This is a genomic window from Nocardia sp. NPDC058176, from assembly GCF_042883805.1.
GTDB lineage: Bacteria > Actinomycetota > Actinomycetes > Mycobacteriales > Mycobacteriaceae > Nocardia.
In genome coordinates this window covers 67,344-88,040 of the sequence record NZ_JBHVVA010000001.1, presented here as the reverse complement: position 1 = coordinate 88,040, position 20,697 = coordinate 67,344, and the positions used below count along the sequence as shown (strand labels likewise).

Sequence of the window (20,697 nt, the reverse complement as noted above, 5' to 3'; positions counted from 1 at the left end):
TTCACGCATGAGCAATCTCGACGCGTTACGCGATGCCCTCCCTTCCCTGTGGGAGGGCATCGTGGTGACGCTGGAGCTGACCATCGGCGGCGCGTTGCTCGCGTTCGTCCTCGCCCTCGCACTCGGCACGATCGCGCGCGTCCGCAATCTCGCGGCGCGCGGGGCCGCCCGGGTCCTGATCGAATTCTTCCGTGGCACCTCACTGCTGGTGCAGATCTTCTGGCTGTTCTACGTGCTGCCGCTGCTTGGCTACAAGCTGGATCCGGTGTTCTGCGGGATCCTGGCGCTGGGCCTGAACTACGGCGCGTACGGCGCCGAGGTGGTGCGCGGCGCGCTCAACGCGGTGCCGCGCGCGCAGTTCGAAGCCGCGGTCGCGCTGAACTTCAGTCCGTGGCAGCGGTTGCGGCGGGTGCTGTTCCCGCAGGCGTGGGCGCTGATGCTGCCCTCGATGACCAACCTGCTTGTCCACCTGCTCAAGGGCACCGCGGTGGCGTCCTACATCACCCTGCACGACCTCACCTTCGAGATCGGCAACCTGCGCAAGGACACCGGTGACACGCTGTTCGCGTTCGGTGTGGGCCTTGCCATCTACTTCGTGCTCGCCTACCTGCTCACCCTCGGCATGAATCTGCTCGAGACCCGGGCCAAGACCAAGCTCGGCCGCGGCGCTTCCCTCAAGGAAGTGCTCAGCCTGGCGCCCGACGACGCGCACGCGAAGGTGGGCTCATGACCGCGGAATGGAGCTGGCAGCGCGCTCGTGAAGCGCTGCCCGTGCTGTGGGACGGCTTCCAGATCACGCTGCTGGCCACCGTGCTCGGCTTCGCGCTGGCGGCGGTGCTCGGCCTGCTGATCGCGATGATCCGGCAGTCGGCACCGCGCTGGATCGCCGCGCCGGTGCACGCGGTCAGCGAGTTCGTCCGGCTCACGCCGCTGATCGTGCAGTTGCTGTTCGCCTACACACTGCTGACGCAGTTCTCGGCGCTGCAGATCGGCATCACGGTGCTCGGCATCCACTATTCGAGCTACCTGGCCGAGGTGTACCGGGCCGGGATCGAGGCGGTGCCCAAGGGGCAGTGGGAGGCGGCCCGCGCGCTGTCGCTGCCGCCCGGGCGGACCTGGCGCGCGGTGGTGCTGCCGCAGGCGATCCGGGCGAGCCTGCCCTCGCTGGGCACCAACGCGGTGTCGATGTTCAAGGACACCCCGTTCCTGTTCGCCATCTCGGTCGTCGAACTGGTGACCTCCGCACAGCAATTCGGGGCGCGGCACTTCGCCTACCTGGAGGCGATCACACTGGCCGGGGTGTTCTTCCTCGTCGCCAGCTACCCGACCTCCGTGCTGATCAGAAGACTGGAGAAGCGACTTGCCTACTACTGACGAGATGATCCGATTCGATCAGGTGGTCAAACGCTTCGGCGACAACGTCGTGCTCGACCACCTCGATTTCAGTGTCAGCCGTGGCGAGAAGGTGGCCCTGATCGGGCCTTCCGGGTCCGGCAAGACCACCATCCTGCGGCTGCTGATGACCCTGGAGTCCATCAGCGACGGCGTGATCTGGGTCGACGGCGCCCCGCTCACCCACACCGAGCGCGGCGGAAAGCTGGTGCCCGCCAAGGAGAAACACCTGCGCGAGGTCCGCACCAAGATCGGCATGGTGTTCCAGCAGTTCAATCTGTTCCCGAACATGACGGTGCTGGAGAACATCACCGAGGCTCCCATCCACGTGCTCGGCAAGTCGAAAACCGAAGCGCGGGAACGGGCCAGGCATCTGCTCGACGTGGTCGGTCTGGCCGACAAGGCCGACGAGCACCCCACCCGGCTCTCGGGTGGCCAGCAGCAGCGGGTGGCGATCGCGCGGTGCTGCGCGATGGACCCGAAGGTCATGCTGCTCGACGAGGTGACCTCGGCACTGGACCCGGAACTGGTCGGTGACGTCCTCGACGTGCTGCGCACGATCGCCGAGACCACCGACATCACCATGCTGATCGTGACCCACGAGATGCGTTTCGCGCGCGAGGTGTCGGATCGGGTGCTGATGTTCGACGCGGGCCGGATCATCGAACAGGGTCCCCCGGAGCAGATCTTCGAGGACCCGACCAACGAGCGCACCCGCAAGTTCCTCGAAGCCGTGCGCTGACCCGGAGTCCGGTGGCGGCACCGGCACGATTACCGTTGACGATCGTGCTGGTGCTGCTGCCTCCCTCCGAGACCAAGTCCGACGGCGGATCGGGCGCGCCGCTCGACCTCGCCCATCTGGCGATGCCGCAGCTCACGGCGGTGCGCGACAAGCTGATCACCGAGGTGGTCGGACTGGCGGGCGACCCGGTCGCCTCGGCCACTGTCCTCGGGCTCGGCAAGGGCGCCGACGCGGAGATCGCCCGCAACGCGAGCCTGCGCACCTCGGCCACCCGCCCCGCGCTCGAGCGCTACACCGGCGTCCTCTACGACGCGCTGGACGCGAAGTCGTTCACCAAGGTCCAGCGGGCGAAGGCCTACGCCCGCCTCGGCATCGGCTCGGCCCTGTTCGGCGCCGTCCGCGCCGCCGACCCCATCCCCGCCTACCGCCTCTCCGGCGGCACCAAACTCCCCGGCCTGCCCACCCTCTCGGCCCTGTGGCGCGAGGTCCTGCCCGACGCCCTCTACGCCGAGGCCGCCGGCGAACTCGTCATCGACCTCCGCTCAGGCACCTACCAGCAGCTCGGCCGCGTCCCCGACGCCATCACCGCCAACGTCCTCACCGAACACCCCGACGGCTCACGCACCGTCGTCTCGCACTTCAACAAACACCACAAGGGCCTGCTCGCCCGCGCCCTCGTCCTCACCCGCGCCGAACCCACCGACATCCGCGCGGTGGCCCGAGTGGCCACCAAAGCGGGCCTCCGCGCCGAAATCGCCTCCCCCACCGAACTCTTGATCATCACCTAGACAACCAGCGGGACAAGTTGGACGAGGGCCGCATCACACTCGTCGAATGCTCTCGCTCACTCGCCTGGTGGCCTCGGGTACAGGCAACCCACCATTTCAACACGATCAGCGAGCACAGTGCACACATGGAACCACTCATCGGTGCTCGAATCCGCGGCAACTTCGATCGTTTCACCCTCTTGCTGCCGATCGGTGATGATCTTCACCATACCGCCGACTTGCGCGACGGGCTGCCCGCTGAACGAGTGCACGAAAACATCCACACGTCCGGTACCGCTGACGGTCATCACCTCGGGTCCTGGAGGATCGAGCACATCCCCCAGCAGCACCACCTGACCCCCCTGATACGCAGCTCGTGGTGACCGAAATCCGACATGTACATCATCAGCGCACCAGGCGTGCAGATCGAGGTCGACACCAGCACTCCGCCAGGTCAATTCGACGCGCACCGGCCCTTGCCGTGGGATCGTCCGCACCTCGATCCCAGGCTCAGGGGGTTGACGCACCACCACCGGAGCGTCGGGAACAGCCGCGGATACCACCGCCGCAAATGTCTCCAATTCTCGCTCGTTGCCTGGACGGAGATATCCCACCGCGTGTGCGCGGTACCTGTTCGAGGCGTCGACACGGCCCCGAACATTGCGGCTGACAGGACCGTGAGCGGCGAGGACGACTTCGGCCCCAGGAAGCGCGAGAACGTAGTCGTGCAAGGCTTTAGAGTGATTCGAGGAGTATCGACGGTACTGCTTGCATTCCACTGCGAGAAAGGTGCCGCCTCCTCCTTCGCTCGAAGGGATGGTGAGACTGTAGTCGGGCTGCACCGCACGTGAGCGACCTTTGCCGAGCAATTGCCGTTGTGTCGTGCCTGGCTCATACGGGGTGCGCAGTTCCGCCCAGATCTCAGCGAAACCGTCGACCGTGTCGAACGTCGCAAGATGCGATCCTCGAAAGTCGAACGACAGTCGATCGTCGACTACATGAATCCGTAGACGGTCGTATCCGATCGCCTCGACAATGCGAGGAAACATCCAGGCGGCGTAGAGCTCATGTCTCTTGCCCCACATCGGCAGTGCCAGCACGTCGGTCAGCTCGCGGACTTCCTGATCGACCATGAGCTCGACGAAGGGAATATTCGAGAGAACGTATGCGATCTCCTTCACACGTTCGTCGATCGTTTCCGACCAGGTCCTCGGTGCTGCGCGGACCCTCCGTGCGATGAGCGTGATTTCGACTGCGATCCGGTCCCATCGGTCACTGACCAGTCTCGAACGCCGGAGAGGCCGTATGTTGTCCTCGCCCAGGGGATGATCAAGAGCATCATCGAAGGGCTCCGCTGCGACTTCGGCCCCGAAATCGTTGTACAGCCTGGCCAACTTCGCCAACACCTCATCGAGTACCGGGACACCACTCTTGGAGACGCGCAAGGTCTGCCAGCGGTCCCCGGGGTCTCGACTCGTCGTACCAAAGGCTTCATCGTCGCTTACGCCGAGACTGCGGCGCAGCTCCATGACAGCGCCGTAGACGGCGAACATTGCACGTTCGTCCCAGATAGGACGGCGCCGCGGAACGACAACTCGGCTGAACCGAACCGCCTGCGCCCGAAACGCGGTGAGATCGAGCTCTAGTGCGTCGGTGTTCTCGGCGAAGTTGAACCGGATCGTGAGGTCTGGAGCATCACCACGACGCGCCTGAATTCTCTCGCAAAGCGCAAGCAGCTCGACCATCATGCGTGCGAACGGGGCAACAGCTCCGAGCAACGCGCGAACGAACTCGTCTGCGGTGACATCAGCCAGTGCCACACGGAGATCGGCTCCTCGCGCGATTCCCAACGCACTGTGGAGTTGATCGACCAGATCGTTGTCATAGTGCTCGACGCTGACAACCTTCTCGTCGACCAAACGATCCCAGACTTGCTGCGCTTCGTCCAAAGGCGTGGCCACAAACACACGCTACGCCTGCCACGATCGAAAGTCTGTTGAAAAATGTTGCAGGGCAGCCGCTCCCGGTGATCCGACAGACCGAACACCAGCTCACACCTGTGCCAGCGGCGCTTTCAGGTACAGACGGCTAAGCCGGGGAGACGAGTTGGACGAGGTTGCCGCAGGTGTCGTCGAAGACGGCGGTGACGACGGGGCCCATGGCGAGGGGTGCCTGGGTGAACTCGACGCCGCGGGCGGTGAGGCGGCGGTGTTCGGTTTCGACGTCGTCGACGGTGAAGGCCATGACGGGGATGCCGTCGGCGCTCAGTGCCGTCTTGTAGGCCTTGGCGGCGGGGTGTTCGTCGGGTTCCAGTGAGAGCTGGGTGCCGTCGGGGTCGGCGGTGGAGACGACGGTCAGCCAGCTGTGGGCGCCGAGGGCGACCTTGTCCTTGAGCTGGAAGCCGAGGACATCGGTGTAGAAGGCCTGGGCCTTGTCCTGGTCGTCGACGAAGATGCTGGTCACGCCGATGCGAATCATGAGTCCTCCTGCGGAATCGGCCACCGCCCCGACACCGCGCGCAGCGGCGCGAAATCGGCGTGATGGAACTTGTATCGACCATCCCGGCGGGTGTGCACCAGGCCGACCGTCTCGAGCACCCCGAGGTGCTGGGTGATCGCCTGCCGGGACGAGCTGATCTGGTGTTTCATGGCCAGCCGACCACACAGTTCGAACAGGGTCTGCCCGTCCCGATCGGCGAGTTCGTCGAGCAGTGCCCGTCGCGTGGGGTCGGCCAAGGCGGCGAAGATGTCGGTCACGGTGTTCTCCTGTCTTCGCCGACCATAGGCAAGCCAACGCTTGCATGTCAAGCAACACCGCAGGAAACACGCAGCTCGGCACGATACGAACCGTATGACGACTCCCTCGCTGCGACGGCGCCGGACAGCGCGACGTGGTCTCAGGGGGACACAGCGGTGAGGTCGGCCAGCTCGGCGGCCAGGTTGGCGCGAGCGCGTTCCTCGTAGCGGTCGTGGGCGAGCGCGGTGCGGAACAGGCGGGGCTGTTCGGCCAGTTTGCGCAGGACCGCGGCCCGCCCGGAACGGAACAGATCGTCGGGGACGGCGGCGTATTCGGCGCGCACGGCGGCGGTGTAGGCGGCGTACTCCTGCGAGGTTCCGGCCAGTACGACCAGGTCGGCGTCGCAGAGCACCGCCCCGTTGGCATCACCGGCCTCGGGATCGTGGCCGCGGGTGAGTACCACCAGGCGCGCCACCTCGGCGACCAGTTGCGGTGCGGCGCCCAGGGATTCGAGGACATCGCGGGCCAGCTCGGCGCTCCGTTCCTCGTTGTCGGCGCGGGACACGGCGTAGATCGCGTCGTGGAAGAACGCCGCATAGCGGACGGCGGCGGGATCGGCGGCGACCGCGGCCAATTCGTCGATCGCCGCGAGCATCACGGCCAGGTGGGTCTGGGTGTGGTACCGCCGATGGGGTTCGGCATAGCGGCCGATGATGCCCGCACCGATCTGTGCGGACTCGGCCCCGGCCACCGCGATCCATCGTTCCAGCAGATTCTCCGACAACGCGCTCATCCACCAATTCTGTTCGTACCCACCGACACCGGCAATCCCCCGAAGCAAGCGAGGTTCGCGGATCTCGACATTCGCGCGGGACACAGTTCAGAGTTCGTCGCTGCCGGTGGTGAGATCGCGCACGAGGAGGGCGGCGTGGAGGGAGGTGCGGGATTCGCCGTCGTCGAGGTCTACGGCGAGGATGCGCTCGATGCGGGCCAGGCGGTCGTAGAGAGTGGGGCGGCTGATCGAAAGGGCTTTGGCGAGTTCGGTTTTGTTGCCCGCCAGGTCGAGGAAGCTGCGCAGGGTGCCGGTGAGGTCGGTGTCGTGGCGGATGTCGTAGCGCAGCAGGGCGCCGAGTTCGGTTTCGGCGAAGCTCTGCACGCTCGGCTCGTCGCGGATCGAGGAGAGCAGGCCGCGCAACCGGATGTCGGCGCTGCGGAAGAACAGTCGCGCCGATGCCCCGGACATCGACTGTGCCACCGCGGCGACATCGGCGGCGTGGGCCAATTGCGCGGCGGTGTCGAGCAGCGAATCGGCATCGGCGCCGACGCCGATCACCGCGCGCCGCACCCCGTCCACCCGCCGCACCTCGGTCAGCACGGCCGCGCACACCAGGCGCAGATGCTCGTCGACCGCCGCCCCGAGGGGCACCGCGAGGATCATCGTCACCCGCTCCCCGGCAATCCGCTCCCCATCGACCCGCTGCTCGGCTGACCGGTCCCCCGCGGAGCGCCGCTTCTCGACCCGCTCGTCCGCGCGTTGTCGCGCGGTGTCGGTCGGCTCGGCGGGGATGCGCCCACCGCCCGATCGGTGGCCCGCCGCCCGCCGCACCGCCGGGCGGTGTTCGACCGCGCTGAGTGCCGAGGCGGCGGTGATACCGAGGCCGTGGGTCACCGCTTCGACCACGGCGGCGCTGCGGCGCTGGCCGGCGACCGGATCGGATTCGGCGACGGTTTCGATCTCGATGGCCAGCGGCACATAGCGGGCGCGGCGGATCAGGCCGAGTGCCGCGGCGCGGGCGATGGCGTCGCGTTCGTCGATCACCCTGCCCTCGATCAGGTCGGCGATCAGCCCGGTCTGGGCCTGCTGGTGCAGGCCGAAGCGGTCGCGATCGATCATCCGGTGCAGGGTGAGGGTCTGGGCGGCGCGTTCGAGGACCATGGTGGCGCGCGGGGTCGGCACCCGGTCCGAGCGCAGGATCAGCCTGCCCCAGCGCTCGGTGTGCGGGCCGACGGCGACGACACCGGGACCCTCCGGCAGCAGGCGCGAGACCGACTCCCAATTGTCCAGCAGCGCAGCCGAACTCGTGTTTCGGGCGGTCGCGGCGAGGACCCGCCGGGCCAGATCCTCGAGCACCACCGAGGCGTCGAGCATGCCCGCCGCGGTCTTGACGATCTCGGTGAGCGCGGCGCGGCGCACGCTCAGCTCGGTGAAGGTCTCGTGCACGGTGCGGGCGAATTCGAGTTCGGCGTACTGGTCGGCCACGATCACCCGGTGCACGGCCTCGGTGATCTCGACGAAACGGGTCACCCGGTGCAGGGCGATCACCGGTAGCCCCAATTCGGCAGCGCTGGCCGCTACGACCGGACCCAGTTCGCTCACGTAGCTGCCCAGCTCCACCACCAGACCCGCCACACCCGCGGCGGCCAGCGAGCGCAGATAGGCGATCCGCGCGGGTTCCGGCGCGGCCAGCGCCTGCCCGGTGGTCAGGATCAATTCGGCCCCGACCAGCACATGGGCGATCTCAGCCTGGTCACTGACATGCACCCAGCGCACCGGCCGGTCCAGATTCGCGGCGCAGACGACCTCCGGTTGCCCGGCCTGAACCACCGGCGTCGCGAGCACGTCGGCCACGGTCAACAGCACCGACGAATCGTAATACGAAATCCGGAAACGCGTACAGATCGTCGGCCCGCGCGACCACCGCCATCGGCCAGGGTGGAGACACCACCGTTCCCGGCGAAACGAGGAATCCATGCAGTCCATCGGCCATTGGATCGACGGCAAACCGGTCTCCGGCACCAGCGAGACCACCGCACCGGTGACCAATCCCGCCACAGGCGCCGTCACCGGCGAACTGGCGCTGGCGAACGTGGCCGACACCCGCGCCGCGATCGACGCGGCGACGCTGGCCTTCGCGACCTGGCGCGACACCTCGCTCACCCGCCGCACCCAGGTGCTGTTCCGCTTCCGCGAGCTGCTCAACGAGCGCAAGGAGGAGCTGGCCGCGGTGATCACCGCCGAGCACGGCAAGGTCGCCGCCGACGCGCTCGGCGAGGTGACCCGCGGTCTCGAGGTCGTCGAATTCGCCTGCGGCATCCCGCATCTGCTCAAGGGCGGGTTCACCGAGAACGCCTCCACCGATGTCGACATCCAGTCGGTGCGACAGCCGCTGGGCCCGGTGGCGATCATCGCGCCCTTCAACTTCCCGGCCATGGTGCCGATGTGGTTCTTCCCGCTGGCCATCGGCTCGGGCAACACGGTGGTGCTCAAGCCGAGCGAGAAGGACCCGTCGGCGGCGCTGTGGCTGGCGCGGCTGTGGCAGGAGGCCGGGCTGCCCGACGGGGTGTTCAACGTCGTGCAGGGCGACAAGGTCGCCGTCGACGAACTGCTGGACAACCCGGGGATCAAAGCGGTCTCCTTCGTCGGCTCGACCCCGATCGCCAAGTACGTCTTCCAGCGCGGTACCGCGGCGGGTAAGCGGGTACAGGCCCTCGGCGGCGCCAAGAACCACATGGTGGTGCTGCCCGACGCCGATCTGGATCTGGCCGCCGACGCCGCGGTGAACGCCGGGTTCGGTTCGGCGGGTGAGCGGTGCATGGCGATCAGCGTGGTCGTCGCCGTGGGCGGGGTCGCCGACGAGCTGGTCGCCAAGATCGGCGAGCGGGCCGCGACCATCGTCACCGGCGCGGGAACCTCCGGCGCCGACATGGGACCGTTGATCACCCGCGCCCACCGTGATCGCGTCGCCGAGTACATCGACGCGGGCGAGAACGCCGGTGCCAGTGTGGTTCTCGACGGCCGCGCGCTCACCGTCGAGGGCGCACCGGACGGATTCTGGCTCGGGCCGACGATTCTGGACGCCGTGACGCCCACGATGAGCGTCTACACCGACGAGATCTTCGGCCCGGTGCTCTCGGTCGTGCGGGTCGGCACCTACGAGGAGGCGGTGGCGCTGATCAACGCCAATCGCTACGGCAACGGCACCGCCATCTTCACCAACGACGGCGGCGCGGCGCGACGGTTCCACCACGAGGTGGAGGTCGGCATGGTCGGGGTCAACGTCCCGATCCCGGTACCCATGGCCTACTACAGTTTCGGCGGCTGGAAGAACTCGCTGTTCGGCGACTCACACGCCCACGGCACCGACGGCGTGCACTTCTTCACCAGGACCAAGGCGATCACCACCCGCTGGCTCGACCCGAGTCACGGCGGGCTGGAACTCGGCTTCCCCCAGAACAAGTGACACGTTCCCCTCAACACAGGAGAGATCGCCGATGACGCTTTCCGACGACGCGGCCCGCACCTACGAACTCGACCGCCGCCACGTCTTCCATTCCTGGTCCGCGCAGGCACATCTCACGCCGACGGTGCTCACCGCGGCCGAGGGCTGCTATGTCTGGGACGGCGAGGGCAACCGGCTGCTGGACTTCTCGTCGATGATGGTGAACACCAACATCGGCCACCAGCATCCGAAGGTGGTCGCCGCGATCCAGGCGCAGGCCGCCAAGATGTGTACCGTCGCACCACATTTCGCCAATGACGCACGCTCGGAGGCGGCGCGCCTGATCAGCGAGCGCACCCCCGGCGAGCTGGACACGATCTTCTTCACCAACGGCGGCGCCGACGCGGTGGAGCACGCCGTGCGGATGGCGCGGCTGCACACCGGCCGCTACAAGGTCCTCACCCGCTACCGCTCCTATCACGGTGGCACCGAGACCGCGGTGAACCTCACCGGCGACCCGCGTCGCTGGCCCAACGACCACGGCAACGCGGGCGTCGTGCACTTCTTCGGTCCGTTCCTGTACCGCTCGGAGTTCCACGCGCAGGACGAGGCGCAGGAGACCGAGCGCGCGCTGACCCACCTGGCCCGCACCATCGAGATGGAGGGCCCGGCCACCATCGCCGCGATCGTGCTGGAGTCGGTACCGGGCACCGCGGGCATCATGGTGCCCACACCGGAGTACATGCGCGGCGTGCGGGAGCTGTGCGACCGGTACGGCATCGTCTTCATCGCCGACGAGGTGATGTCGGGGTTCGGCCGGACCGGAAAGTGGTTCGCCATCCAGCATTTCGACGTGGTGCCCGATCTGCTCACCTTCGCCAAGGGCGTGAACTCCGGGTACGTCCCGCTGGGCGGGGTGGCGATCGGCCCCGCGATCGCGGCGACCTTCGCGGAGCGGCCGTACCCGGGTGGGCTCACCTATTCGGGTCATCCGCTGGCCGCCGCGGCCGCCGTCGCGACGATCACCGCGATGCACGAGGAGGGCATCGTCGACAATGCCCTCGACATCGGCACGCGGGTGCTCGGCCCCGGGCTGCGGGAACTGGCGGCGCGGCATCCGAGCGTCGGCGAGGTGCGCGGGGTCGGCGTCTTCTGGGCGGTCGAGCTCGTGCGCGACCGGGCGACCCGGGAACCGTTGGCGCCCTATGGCGGGACGAGCCCGGCGATGACCGAGCTCGTGGCGGCGTGCCGGGCGGGCGGCATGCTGCCGTTCGTCAATTTCAACCGGCTGCACGTGGTGCCGCCGTGCGTGATCAGCGAGGCCGAGGCCAAGGAAGGCCTGGCGATTCTGGACCAGGCGCTGAGCGTGGCCGACGCGCACACCGTCGACGCGCGCTGACCCGACACGCGGCGGGCGGAATGCGCCCGCCGCGTCCGGTGTTGCCCCGGAACGTGACTACTGACACCGCAGTGCTTTCCGATGACCTGAAGAAGTTTCTGGACGAGGGGAAGGTGTACGCCACCGTCGCCACCCTCGGGGCGACCGGACATCCGCACCTGACCGTGGTGTGGATCAAACGCGAGGGCGAGGACCTGCTGTTCTCCACCACGGTCGATCGCCAGCAGGGCAAGAACCTCGCGCGCGATCCCCGGATCACCGTCATGGTGAACCCGCCCGAGCGGCCCGAGGCCTACGCCGCGATCCGCGGCACCGCCACCATCGTCCCCGATCCGGACCGGGCACTGCCCGACGAGCTGTCGCTCAAGTACACCGGCAAGACCTACGCGGACTACAACCCCGCGTCGGTGAACGACGGTGACCGGATCACCATCCGCGTCACCCCGCACCGCGTCACCGGCGGACTCTGAGCGCGTCGCCCGGCGGAGTCGACTCCGCCGGGCCCAGCGCGCTCAGATGCGCTGGGCCTCTTCCTGCGCGTGCTGGGCCTGCGCCAGTTGCTGCGGGCTGAACCGCAGCGTCAGCGCGACCACCGCGGCCAGCAGCGCCAGTCCGGCACAGACCAGCAGGACGAGGGTGTACCCGCTGTTGAGCGCCTCGATCTCGATCGGGCTCATGTCCGCGGCCGTGCCGTCGCGACCGCCCAGCGACAGGGTGCGCGAGGCCGCGATCGGGCTGAGCACGCCGATCGCGATCGGCGTCGCCAGGTTCATGAACATCTGGCCGACCGCCGAGAGCGGACCGATATCCGACGGCGGCACGTCGACGAGCACGCACAGCGGCGCCAGCACCATCGCGACACCGACCCCGACGCCGATCACCAGCAGCAGTGGCAGCAGTGTCGACAGGTACTGCACGTGCCGGTCCAGCGTCGAGCCGAACAGCAGCCCGGCCGACAGCACCATCGCGGCCCCCGCCAGCAACCAGCGCGGCGCGACCAACAGCGCCGCCTTGGAGGCGAAGGCGCCACCGACACCGATGCCGATGGTGAACGGGATCGAGGCGACACCGGCCTGCAGCGGGCTGTAGCCGAGCACGTTCTGCAGCAGCTGGGCGACGAAGAAGGTGCTCGCGCCGAGGACCGCACCGGCCAGGAAGATCAGCCCGAAGGTGGCGACCCGGTCCCGGCTGTCGAACAGCGACCACGGCAGCAGCGGATCGGCCTCGCGCCGCTCGGCCAGCACGAACACCACCAGCAGCACGAACCCGCCGATCAGCGTTCCGAGGATCACCGGGCTGGTCCAGCCCATGGCCGGGCCCTCGGTGGCGCCGAACACGATCGTCGCGCAGGCGAGGGTGCCGAGCACGGCGCCCTTGATGTCGAGGGGGACGCGGTGATGGGTGGTGTCGGTGAGCTTGTAGACCGCGCCGAGCACGATGAGCGCGCCGATCGGCACGTTGATCAGGAAGATCCACCGCCAGGACAGCTCGGTGAGCGCCCCGCCGACGACCAGGCCGCCGACCGAACCGATACCGACCATCGAACCGACGATCGCGATCGCCTGGTTGCGCGCGGGTCCGGGGGCGAAGGTGGTGGCGACCAGCGCGAACGCGGTCGGCGCCGCGATCGCCGCACCGGCGCCCTGGAGGGCGCGCGAGATCAGCAGCATCGCCTCGCTGTTGGCCAGACCGCAGGCCAGCGAGGCCGCCGTGAACACCCCGACACCGATGATGAGCATCCGTTTGCGGCCGAACGCGTCCCCGAGCCTGCCGCCGAGCAGCATCAAGCCGGCGAAGGTGAGGCCGTAGGCGGTGACGGTCCACGCGCTGCCCGAGCTGGACAGGCCCATCTCCTGCTGCAACCGCGGCAGGGCGAAGATCACGACGGTGCCGTCGAGCACGACCATGAGCTGCAGGCCGCTCAGGACGAGAATGGCCAGGCCGAAGGCCCGCGTCTTCACCGGGTACTGCATCGCCGCAGGGGGTTTATCGAGCACAACGAGGCAGTGTAATTGGCGCCACGACAGCGCACGGGCGCGCGGCCCGCGAAGCTAGTCGAGACCGAAGCCCGCCGTGGGGCCGATGACGATGATCGCGGGCGGGCGGATGCCCTCGGACTTGACCCGCTCGGCCACCGTCGCCAGATCGGCGCGCAGCACGCGCTGGGTGCGCAGGGTGCCCTCCTGGATGACCGCGGCCGGGGTGTCGCCCGGTCGGCCACCGGCCAGCAGCGCGTCGGCGAACTTGTCGATCCGCTCGACCGCCATCATCAGCACCAGGGTGCCGCGCAGCTTGGCCAGTGCGGGCCAGTCGACGAGCGAATCGGGATGATCGGGAGCCACGTGGCCGCTGACCACGACGAACTCGTGAGTCACCCCGCGATGGGTCACCGGGATGCCCGCGGCGCCGGGCACCGAGATCGGGCTGGTGACACCGGGCACCACCGTCACCGGGACGCCCGCCTCGACACAAGCCTCGAGCTCCTCGTAACCGCGGCCGAACACATACGGGTCGCCACCCTTGAGCCGGACCACGAACTTGCCCGCCTTGACGCCCTCGACGAGCGCGAGATTGATCGCCTCCTGCGCCATCGACCGCCCGTAGGGAATCTTCGCGGCATCGATCACCTCGACGTGCGGACCGAGTTCGGCGAGCAGTTCCGGCGGCGCGAGCCGGTCGGCGACGACGAGTTCGGCACGGGCGAGCAGCCTGCGGCCACGCACGGTGATCAGATCCGGGTCGCCGGGACCGCCGCCGACGAGCGCGACGCCGGGGGTCACCGGCTCCGAATCATCGGTCACCACACCGGATTGCAGGGCCTCGAGCAGGCCGTTGCGCACCGCCGCCGAGCGCCGGTGCGCGCCACCGGCCAGCACGCCGAGGCTGAGGCCGTCGTAGCGAGCGGTGGCCGGGGTGACGGCGGTGCCGTCGCGGGCGATGTCGGCGCGCACGCAGAAGATCCGCCGGGCGGTGGCCTCGGCGACCACCGCGGCATTGGTCTCGGGTTCGTCGGTGCAGGCCATCGCGTACCAGGCGCCGTCGAGATCGCCGTCGGCGTAATCGCGCAGGGTGAGGGTGAGTTGCCCCGCGGTCGCCATCCCCTCGACCGCCGGAGTGGCCTCGCGACTGATCACGTGGACGTCGGCCCCGGACGCGACGAGCAGCCCGAGCCTGCGCTGGGCGACGGTACCGCCGCCGACCACGACCACCCTCCGCTCACGCAGATCGAGCCCTACCAGGTAGTTCGGGTCCCCGGCGGGCTGGTTCGATGCGGCATCAGCGGTGTTCGGCACAATCTCCGAGCCTAGAGCCTGGCGCGGATCCCGCCGAACGCACCCGCCGACATCCGCGGCGACCGTCCACGATCCGTCCGGCGCGGTGCCGTGCGATCCGGTGTTGCCGACCGGTCCACCCACGCGGAAGGTGGAACCATGACCGAGCCGAACGCACTCCTCGAGGTCGCCTACGACGAAGCCCTGCGCGGGCTGGCCGAGGGCGGTGTCCCGATCGGGGCCGCCCTGTTCGACGCCGACGGCACGCTGCTCGGGCGCGGGCACAACCGCCGGGTCCAGGACGACGACCCCAGCGCGCACGCCGAGACCGACGCCTTCCGCGCCGCGGGCCGTCGCCGCGACTACCGCCCGACGATCATGGTGACGACGCTGTCACCGTGCTGGTACTGCAGCGGCCTGGTCCGCCAGTTCGGCATCGGGACGGTGCTCGTCGGTGAAGCGCGAACCTTCCATGGCGGCCATGACTGGCTCGCCGAGCACGGGGTGCGGGTGCGGGTTCTCGACGATCCGCGCTGTGTGGCGCTGATGACCGATTTCATCGCGGCCCGGCCGGACCTGTGGTTCGAGGACATCGGGGTCACCGATCCGGCTCGTGATCGCTGACCCTCAGCCGGTGAAGAAGTACGCCTCGTTCTGCACCCAGCGGAAGCCCGTCGCGCGCAGCGGGAACTGCTCGTGATCGAAGCGGGTCAGCGTGAGCATGCTCGGCTTGCCGTCGAGTTCGCCCTGCAGGATCAGCTGGTCTTCGGACGGTTGTGCCACGGTGAAGCTCGCGTACGGCGCCGAATCCGGTTCCTGCGTGGCCAGGGTCACCGCCAGGGTGCGCCCGTCGACGGCAGCGCCCGCCAGTGCGAACTTGTCGTTCATGCGCTGGACGGCCGAGGTGTCCGTGTCGATGATCAGGCGCTGCCAGCGGACCTCGTCGGTGCGCAGCGGCGGCAGCGACTCGCCGTCGACGGTGAACTCGGTGACGTCCCAGATGCCGTACAGCTCGGGTTTCGGTGCGCCGCCACCGTATTCGTTCCAGCTCTGCGTCCCGGAGTAGATGCATCCGGCCACGATCCACAGGCCCGCGGCGACCTGCACCACGGTGGCCCACCTGTTCTTGCGCGGCGACCGGAACAACTCCGGCTGGGTCATCGGCTCCGAATCACGTTCCAGCACGAGCACATTCGCCAGCCTGCGTGCCTGCGGGATCAACAGCACCAGGCTCATCAGCAGCAGGTGTCCGGACAGCATCTTCACCGGCACGTCGAAGGTCATGTTCAGCAGGAACACCTGGGCCATGCTGATCACGCTGATCATGGCGCCCACGGTCGCGGTGCGCGGCCAGAACAGCAGCAGCCCGCCGAACACCTCGGCCGCGCCGAGCGCGATCTCGTAGGTGGGCGAGGAGCCGACCTGGGTCCACAGCATCGCCATCGGGCTCAGGTCGCCCACGCGGGTGAGCAGCGCGACCAGCCCCGGTTCCGCCATCTGCGTCGGGATCAGCTTCGCGAAGCCGTAGAACAGCATCTGCCCGCCGACCGCCAGTCGCAGCCCGGTCAGCGCCCAGCTGGCCAGTCGCGGATAGGCCGGCCGCCGCCGGTCGAGCACCGACCAGATCACGGTGACCACCAGTGCGGTCAGCAACACCAGACCGCACTGGATCCACAGCGCGGCCATGTCGCCGCTGCCGTTCAGCACCACTTCGGCCTCGACGCCGAACACGTGCTCGCCGATCCAGCTGCTCACCGGAGCCAGCGCGATGATCTGCCAGGCGATCGCGTCATCGGGCAGCAGTTCGAACAGCACACCGACGAAAACGAAGGTGATCTGCGCCATCCACAGACAGAACAGCCCGAGATAGGCCACAGTGAAGCGGAACGCGAGTCGCGTGATCGGACGCCAGGTCGGCGCCGGTGGCGGTGGGCCCGCGAGATCGTCGTGCGCGTGCTCCATGGTCGCGGTGGTCACCGGCACCTCCCCGTCGAGATCGATTGTTACCGAAGCTAATCGACGATGGCAGGGGCGCGCGTCCGGGAAAACCCCCATCTTTTCCGTGTCAACCCTGAATCTCACTCACCGACGCCCGGCTTACATTCCGGTCGGTCTTCCGGTACGCCGGTATGGAACGCGTTACATCTCGCCGACAGGGGTATCTCACATATGTCCGACGATCCGGACCTGACCGCGCAACAGTCGCTCACCGTCACCGAGCGTGATCTCGACGAACTCGCCGAGCAGTTGTCGCAGTGGCTGTCCGGCAAGGTCGGCGCCGACGCGCCACCGAAGGTCACCGATCTGAGCAAGCCGTCCACCGGCGGCATGTCGAGCACCACGATTCTGTTCGATGCCGCGTGGTCGGTGGGCGGGGTCGCCGACGGCGGGTCGTTCGTCGCGCGGATGGCGCCCGAGGACGGCTCGTTCCCGGTGTTCCAGTCCTACGACCTGGCGCTGCAGCACCAGGTGATGGCCGGGGTCGCCGAGGCCTCCCCGGTCGCGGTGCCGCCGCTGCGCTGGCTCGAACTCGACGAATCCGTGTTCGGCACACCGTTCTTCGTGATGGAGAAGATCGAGGGCCGGGTCGCCGCCGACAATCCGCCGTATGTGTTCTTCGGCTGGGTCTTCGACGCGACCGTCGAGGAGCGCGCGCGGATCGCCGACGCGACCGTCGAGGTGATCGCCCAGGTGCACGCCATCGATGACATCACCCGGCGTTTCCCCGCGCTCGACGGCGAGGGTTCTGCGCTGCGCAGGCATTTCGAGGCCCAGCGCGCCTGGTACCGGTGGGCGCTGACCGACGACGGCGTCGAGATCCCGCTGATCGAGCGGACTTTCGCGTGGCTGGAGGAGAACTGGCCCGCCGAGACCGGTCCCGAGGTCCTCAACTGGGGTGACGCGCGCCCGGGCAACATCCTGTTCGACGGCTTCACCCCCGCCGCGGTACTGGACTGGGAGATGGCCACTTTCGGCCCGCGCGAGCTGGATCTGGGCTGGGTGATCTTCATCCACCGCTTCTTCCAGGACATCGCCACCCGCTTCGATCAGCCCGGCCTGCCCGATTTCCTGCGCCGCGACGCGGTGGTGGCGAAATACGAGGAGCTGACCGGACATTCGGTCCAGAACCTGGACTTCTACATCATCTACGCCGCCCTGCGGCACGCGATCGTGATGGCGCGGATCAAGCGCCGGATGATCCACTTCGGCGAGGACACCGTGCCCGCCGATCTCGACGACTACGTGATGCACCGGCTCAGCCTCGAGGCTCTGCTCGACGGCAGCTACGAGTGGGACTGAGGAGCTTCGACCATGGCGATCATGCCGGTACCCCTGGACGAGTACCCCGTCCATCAGACCCCGCTCTCGCTGGCCAGGGCGGCCACCAGCGACCGTAACTTCTACGACCGCTACTACTTCAACGCCTTCGATCCCGCCGGCGACACCATGCTGATCACCGGGTTCGGCGTGTACCCGAACCTCGGGGTGGTCGACGCGTTCGCCACGGTGCGCCACGGCGACACCCAGCGCGCCGTGCGCTTCTCCGACGCGCTCGCCTCGCGTGATCTGAACACCGCCGTCGGCGGCTACCGGATCGAGGTGCTCGAACCGCTGCAGAAGCTGCGGGTGGTGTGCGAGCACGACGACCTGAACTTCGATCTCACCTGGACCGGCGCGCAGCAGGCGGTGCAGGAGCAGCCGCATCTGATCCTGTCGGGCACCCGGCCGATCATCGAGGCGTCCCGGTTCGCCCAGTTGGGTTCGTGGGCGGGCACCCTCGCCGTCGACGGACGCGACCACACCGTGGACCCGGCGGTCTGGACCGGCAGCCGGGACCGCTCCTGGGGCATCCGACCCTCGGGTGAGCCCGAACCCGCGGGCCGCCCCACCGGGATGGACGGTTTCTGGTGGCTGTACGCGCCGCTGCGCTTCCAGGACTTCTCGATCGTGGTGATCGTCCAGGAGGAGCCCGACGGCACCCGCACGCTCAACAACGCGGTGCGGATCTGGAACGACGGCCGCAAGGAACAGCTGGGCTGGCCGCGGATGCACTGGGTCTACGAGTCCGGCACCCGCCATCCCAAATCGCTGCGCCTGGACATGACGACCCCCGACGGCAAGCCCCTGGAAGTCGAGATCGAGTCGCGCCCCGGCATCGCCCTGCACGTGGGCTGTGGCTACGGCGCCGACCCCGACTGGACGCACGGCCGCTGGATGGGCGAGAACTGGTCGCTGTCGAGCTCCTACGACCTGACCGACCCCGCGATCATCGGCCGCACCCCCTACGGCGTGATCGACCACATCGGCTATGCCCGCTGCGGTGACGCGGAGGGCTGGGGCCTGTTCGAGCACGCCTCGATGGGTCGCCACGACCCCACCGGTTTCGCCGATTGGTCCGCTGTCGCCCCCTGACGACGGCGGACCTCTCGCGCGAGAGGAAAGGCGCCGCCGCGACAACGAGGTCGCGGCGGCACCGATTTCCCGAACGCCGGGCCGACGGCGCCTCGGACAGCCGAATCTCTAGGCAGCCGTGGCGAAGTCGGCCAGTAGCGACGGCACGGCGGCGTCGAATCCGGCGACATCGAGCATGCCCGCGTCGTCCGGGTCGGCGATGCTGAACTTCGTCGCCGTCATCCCGACCACCACCAGCTTCGCCCGCGGGTTCACCTCGCGGCGGTAGCGGGCCAGCGCCTGGTGCGGGTGCACCGACCCCGCCCAGGTCTCGTTGTCGGTGTAGATCGAGAACACGTCCACCTCGATGCCCTTGTCCAGCGCGTGCAGGATGGGCAGCGAGCAGTCGGTGCCACCGAACGGCAGATCCGAGACCGCCCGCACCGCGTCGTCGAGCCGCTGACGCGGCGAGATCGACAGTGGCGACAGGCCGTCGCTCCGGCGTGCGCCCGAGCGCCCGGCCGTGAACCCGACGATCCGGTGCTCGGGCTCGGTCCGGGCCGTGACCAGGGCGAGCGCGGCCGAGGCCTCACGCGCCGAGAGCGGCAGTCCCGAGATCGGGGCGGTCATCGAGCCGGACACGTCCAGCGCCAGCAGGTGGCGCAGGCCGGTCGGCTCGATGGTGCCGAACGACGCGTAGAACGCGGCGTCGAGCGCGTCGACGACCGGTGCCGACGGCGTCCAGGTCCCCGCGCCCCGCGCCGAACGCCCGGCGGCGTAGGTGCGCAGGGCGATCAGCACCGCGACCGGGTGCACCCGTGCCTTGCGCAGGCGCTGCGGGTCGGTGAGCTGCGCGCAGATCGCCGCGGTGCGCGGCCCGAGCGGGTCGAGCAGACCGAGGCGGGTCAGTCGCGGCAGCTGACGCAGCAGTGCCGTCTGCGGAATGCCGTTGTCCAGCAACGCCTCCCACACCGGCGGTGCGCTCAGCGCGGCGTCGGGCAGCATCTCCCAGCTCAGCCGGTACTCGCGCACCAGCTCGGGAATCCGCTCGACCGGCGCCGACTGCGCGCGCTGGAAACCGTCGACCAGGGCCAGGCCGTCCAGGTCCGCGGGGCGGCCGCAGATCCAGTCGAAGAGCCTGCGCCGCTCGTCGTCGGTGGCCGCCGGGTGCGACAGCCGCAGCAGGTCACGGTGCGACCAGCCCTCACGCTGCCGGTACTTGACGGCCTGGAAGGCCACGTCCGCGACCGGCTTGTCCAGGTACCAGTTCGCCACCGCGCGGCGCAGACCACGACCCCAGCCGCGGAACTGCTCGGCGTACCCGGCGAACAGGAACAGGTGGGTGCCGGTGCGCGCGACCAGCGGCAGGGCGGCGAGCGCGGCCCGGCGGCCATCGACATCACCGAGCGACGCGGCGGCCGCCAGCGCGAACAGCGCGGGGTTCTGGCGCGGCGCGCGTCCGGAGGTGGAGATCTCGACGATCTCGCGGACCAGGTCGGCGGTGTGCTCGGCGGCGTAGTCGAGGAGGAAATCGGCGTTGTCGGCGGTCAGCGCCTCGGCGCGCACGTAGTACGTTCCGCCCTCGGTGCCGAGGGTGAGGAAGCGGCGCAACCGGGCCCGCGGGGTGATCTCGAAGACGTACCCGCCCGCGCTGTTGACCACCTGACGGGCATCGGCAGGCAGGTTCTGCGACGTGGTGCGACGAGAAAAGCGCGACAGAATGTTCATTGTTCCCCCTCCGATACTCGTATCGGCGTAGATGTTTCGGCCCCGGGAC

General features: G+C 68.7%; 19 protein-coding genes. 10 read left to right on the top strand and 9 right to left on the bottom strand.

Annotated elements, in window-relative coordinates:
* Window positions 1–7 precede the first annotated feature (7 nt).
* Genes ehuC through yaaA form a run of 4 tightly spaced genes read left to right on the top strand, consistent with a single transcriptional unit; the run spans window position 8 to window position 2,922 of the window.
* The gene (gene ehuC, locus ACFVVM_RS00435; RefSeq protein WP_387611341.1) at window positions 8–730 is read left to right on the top strand and encodes an ectoine/hydroxyectoine ABC transporter permease subunit EhuC; all 723 of its coding nucleotides are present in this window, start codon (window positions 8–10) and stop codon (window positions 728–730) included.
* Window positions 727–1,374 carry an ectoine/hydroxyectoine ABC transporter permease subunit EhuD gene (gene ehuD / locus ACFVVM_RS00430; RefSeq protein WP_387611338.1) on the top strand — a complete coding sequence of 216 codons (648 nt, stop codon included), beginning with the start codon at window positions 727–729 and terminating at the stop codon, window positions 1,372–1,374. The genes ehuC and ehuD overlap by 4 nt, the downstream gene beginning before the upstream one ends.
* A 4-nt stretch (window positions 1,375–1,378) precedes the next feature.
* Window positions 1,379–2,134: an ectoine/hydroxyectoine ABC transporter ATP-binding protein EhuA gene (gene ehuA, locus ACFVVM_RS00425; protein ID WP_387611335.1), complete on the top strand. Its 756-nt coding sequence runs from the start codon at window positions 1,379–1,381 to the stop codon at window positions 2,132–2,134.
* A 44-nt stretch (window positions 2,135–2,178) separates the two neighbouring features.
* Window positions 2,179–2,922: a peroxide stress protein YaaA gene (gene yaaA / locus ACFVVM_RS00420; protein WP_387616675.1), complete on the top strand. Its 744-nt coding sequence runs from the start codon at window positions 2,179–2,181 to the stop codon at window positions 2,920–2,922.
* 56 nt (window positions 2,923–2,978) lie between these two features.
* Here yaaA and ACFVVM_RS00415 read toward each other — a convergent pair whose 3' ends face one another.
* The 5 genes from ACFVVM_RS00415 to ACFVVM_RS00395 form a co-directional block, all read right to left on the bottom strand.
* Complete coding sequence (locus ACFVVM_RS00415) at window positions 2,979–4,862, bottom strand: hypothetical protein (protein ID WP_387611332.1); 1,884 nt, start codon at window positions 4,860–4,862, stop codon at window positions 2,979–2,981.
* Window positions 4,863–4,989: 127 nt separating this feature from the next.
* Window positions 4,990–5,376: a VOC family protein gene (locus tag ACFVVM_RS00410; protein WP_387616673.1), complete on the bottom strand. Its 387-nt coding sequence runs from the start codon at window positions 5,374–5,376 to the stop codon at window positions 4,990–4,992.
* Window positions 5,376–5,657 (bottom strand): ArsR/SmtB family transcription factor, encoded by a 282-nt coding sequence (locus tag ACFVVM_RS00405; RefSeq protein ID WP_387611329.1) that lies wholly within the window; start codon window positions 5,655–5,657, stop codon window positions 5,376–5,378. Before ACFVVM_RS00405 ends, ACFVVM_RS00410 begins: the two co-directional genes overlap by 1 nt.
* A 140-nt stretch (window positions 5,658–5,797) precedes the next feature.
* Window positions 5,798–6,430 (bottom strand): metal-dependent phosphohydrolase, encoded by a 633-nt coding sequence (locus ACFVVM_RS00400; RefSeq protein WP_387611327.1) that lies wholly within the window; start codon window positions 6,428–6,430, stop codon window positions 5,798–5,800.
* Between the two features lie 87 nt (window positions 6,431–6,517).
* Entirely contained in the window at window positions 6,518–8,278 is a 1,761-nt protein-coding gene (locus ACFVVM_RS00395; RefSeq protein WP_387611325.1) for a PucR family transcriptional regulator, read from the bottom strand.
* Between the two features lie 109 nt (window positions 8,279–8,387).
* On the opposite strand from ACFVVM_RS00395, the gene ACFVVM_RS00390 reads away from it, so the two are divergent.
* The 3 genes from ACFVVM_RS00390 (at window position 8,388) to ACFVVM_RS00380 (ending at window position 11,726) form a co-directional block, all read left to right on the top strand.
* A complete protein-coding gene (locus ACFVVM_RS00390) occupies window positions 8,388–9,878 on the top strand; it encodes a CoA-acylating methylmalonate-semialdehyde dehydrogenase (protein WP_387611322.1) in 1,491 nt (496 codons plus the stop codon).
* 31 nt (window positions 9,879–9,909) lie between these two features.
* Entirely contained in the window at window positions 9,910–11,256 is a 1,347-nt protein-coding gene (locus ACFVVM_RS00385) for an aspartate aminotransferase family protein (RefSeq protein ID WP_387611319.1), read from the top strand.
* A gap of 71 nt (window positions 11,257–11,327) precedes the next feature.
* Window positions 11,328–11,726 carry a PPOX class F420-dependent oxidoreductase gene (locus tag ACFVVM_RS00380; protein WP_387611316.1) on the top strand — a complete coding sequence of 133 codons (399 nt, stop codon included), beginning with the start codon at window positions 11,328–11,330 and terminating at the stop codon, window positions 11,724–11,726.
* A gap of 42 nt (window positions 11,727–11,768) precedes the next feature.
* Here the strand turns inward: ACFVVM_RS00380 and ACFVVM_RS00375 are convergent, their stop codons facing one another.
* Together ACFVVM_RS00375 and cobA are read right to left on the bottom strand one after the other, a co-directional pair.
* Entirely contained in the window at window positions 11,769–13,229 is a 1,461-nt protein-coding gene (locus tag ACFVVM_RS00375; RefSeq protein ID WP_387616671.1) for an MFS transporter, read from the bottom strand.
* A gap of 78 nt (window positions 13,230–13,307) precedes the next feature.
* Window positions 13,308–14,549 (bottom strand): uroporphyrinogen-III C-methyltransferase, encoded by a 1,242-nt coding sequence (gene cobA / locus ACFVVM_RS00370; RefSeq protein WP_387611313.1) that lies wholly within the window; start codon window positions 14,547–14,549, stop codon window positions 13,308–13,310.
* Window positions 14,550–14,687: 138 nt separating this feature from the next.
* On the opposite strand from cobA, the gene ACFVVM_RS00365 reads away from it, so the two are divergent.
* Window positions 14,688–15,152, top strand: a complete 465-nt coding sequence (locus ACFVVM_RS00365; protein WP_387611310.1) for a nucleoside deaminase — start codon at window positions 14,688–14,690, stop codon at window positions 15,150–15,152.
* 3 nt (window positions 15,153–15,155) lie between these two features.
* Here the strand turns inward: ACFVVM_RS00365 and ACFVVM_RS00360 are convergent, their stop codons facing one another.
* Window positions 15,156–16,505: a DoxX family protein gene (locus ACFVVM_RS00360; protein ID WP_387611307.1), complete on the bottom strand. Its 1,350-nt coding sequence runs from the start codon at window positions 16,503–16,505 to the stop codon at window positions 15,156–15,158.
* 192 nt (window positions 16,506–16,697) lie between these two features.
* Here ACFVVM_RS00360 and ACFVVM_RS00355 point away from each other — a divergent pair, with 192 nt between their 5' ends.
* Both ACFVVM_RS00355 and ACFVVM_RS00350 read left to right on the top strand, forming a co-directional pair.
* The gene (locus ACFVVM_RS00355; protein WP_387611304.1) at window positions 16,698–17,828 is read left to right on the top strand and encodes a phosphotransferase family protein; all 1,131 of its coding nucleotides are present in this window, start codon (window positions 16,698–16,700) and stop codon (window positions 17,826–17,828) included.
* Between the two features lie 21 nt (window positions 17,829–17,849).
* Entirely contained in the window at window positions 17,850–18,941 is a 1,092-nt protein-coding gene (locus ACFVVM_RS00350; RefSeq protein WP_387611301.1) for a hypothetical protein, read from the top strand.
* A 108-nt stretch (window positions 18,942–19,049) separates the two neighbouring features.
* Here the strand turns inward: ACFVVM_RS00350 and ACFVVM_RS00345 are convergent, their stop codons facing one another.
* A complete protein-coding gene (locus ACFVVM_RS00345) occupies window positions 19,050–20,648 on the bottom strand; it encodes a TROVE domain-containing protein (protein WP_387611298.1) in 1,599 nt (532 codons plus the stop codon).
* Between the last annotated feature and the right edge of the window lie 49 nt (window positions 20,649–20,697).

Bases quoted from the DNA above. Each gene is read 5' to 3' on its own strand.
- ehuC (WP_387611341.1), top strand. From the start codon at position 8: ATGAGCAATCTCGACGCGTTACGCGATGCCCTCCCTTCCCTGTGGGAG.
- ehuD (WP_387611338.1), top strand. From the start codon at position 727: ATGACCGCGGAATGGAGCTGGCAGCGCGCTCGTGAAGCGCTGCCCGTG.
- ehuA (WP_387611335.1), top strand. From the start codon at position 1,379: ATGATCCGATTCGATCAGGTGGTCAAACGCTTCGGCGACAACGTCGTG.
- ACFVVM_RS00400 (WP_387611327.1), bottom strand. From the start codon at position 6,430: ATGAGCGCGTTGTCGGAGAATCTGCTGGAACGATGGATCGCGGTGGCC.
- ACFVVM_RS00390 (WP_387611322.1), top strand. From the start codon at position 8,388: ATGCAGTCCATCGGCCATTGGATCGACGGCAAACCGGTCTCCGGCACC.
- ACFVVM_RS00385 (WP_387611319.1), top strand. From the start codon at position 9,910: ATGACGCTTTCCGACGACGCGGCCCGCACCTACGAACTCGACCGCCGC.
- ACFVVM_RS00375 (WP_387616671.1), bottom strand. From the start codon at position 13,229: ATGCAGTACCCGGTGAAGACGCGGGCCTTCGGCCTGGCCATTCTCGTC.
- ACFVVM_RS00365 (WP_387611310.1), top strand. From the start codon at position 14,688: ATGACCGAGCCGAACGCACTCCTCGAGGTCGCCTACGACGAAGCCCTG.
- ACFVVM_RS00355 (WP_387611304.1), top strand. From the start codon at position 16,698: ATGTCCGACGATCCGGACCTGACCGCGCAACAGTCGCTCACCGTCACC.
- ACFVVM_RS00350 (WP_387611301.1), top strand. From the start codon at position 17,850: ATGCCGGTACCCCTGGACGAGTACCCCGTCCATCAGACCCCGCTCTCG.
- ACFVVM_RS00345 (WP_387611298.1), bottom strand. From the start codon at position 20,648: ATGAACATTCTGTCGCGCTTTTCTCGTCGCACCACGTCGCAGAACCTG.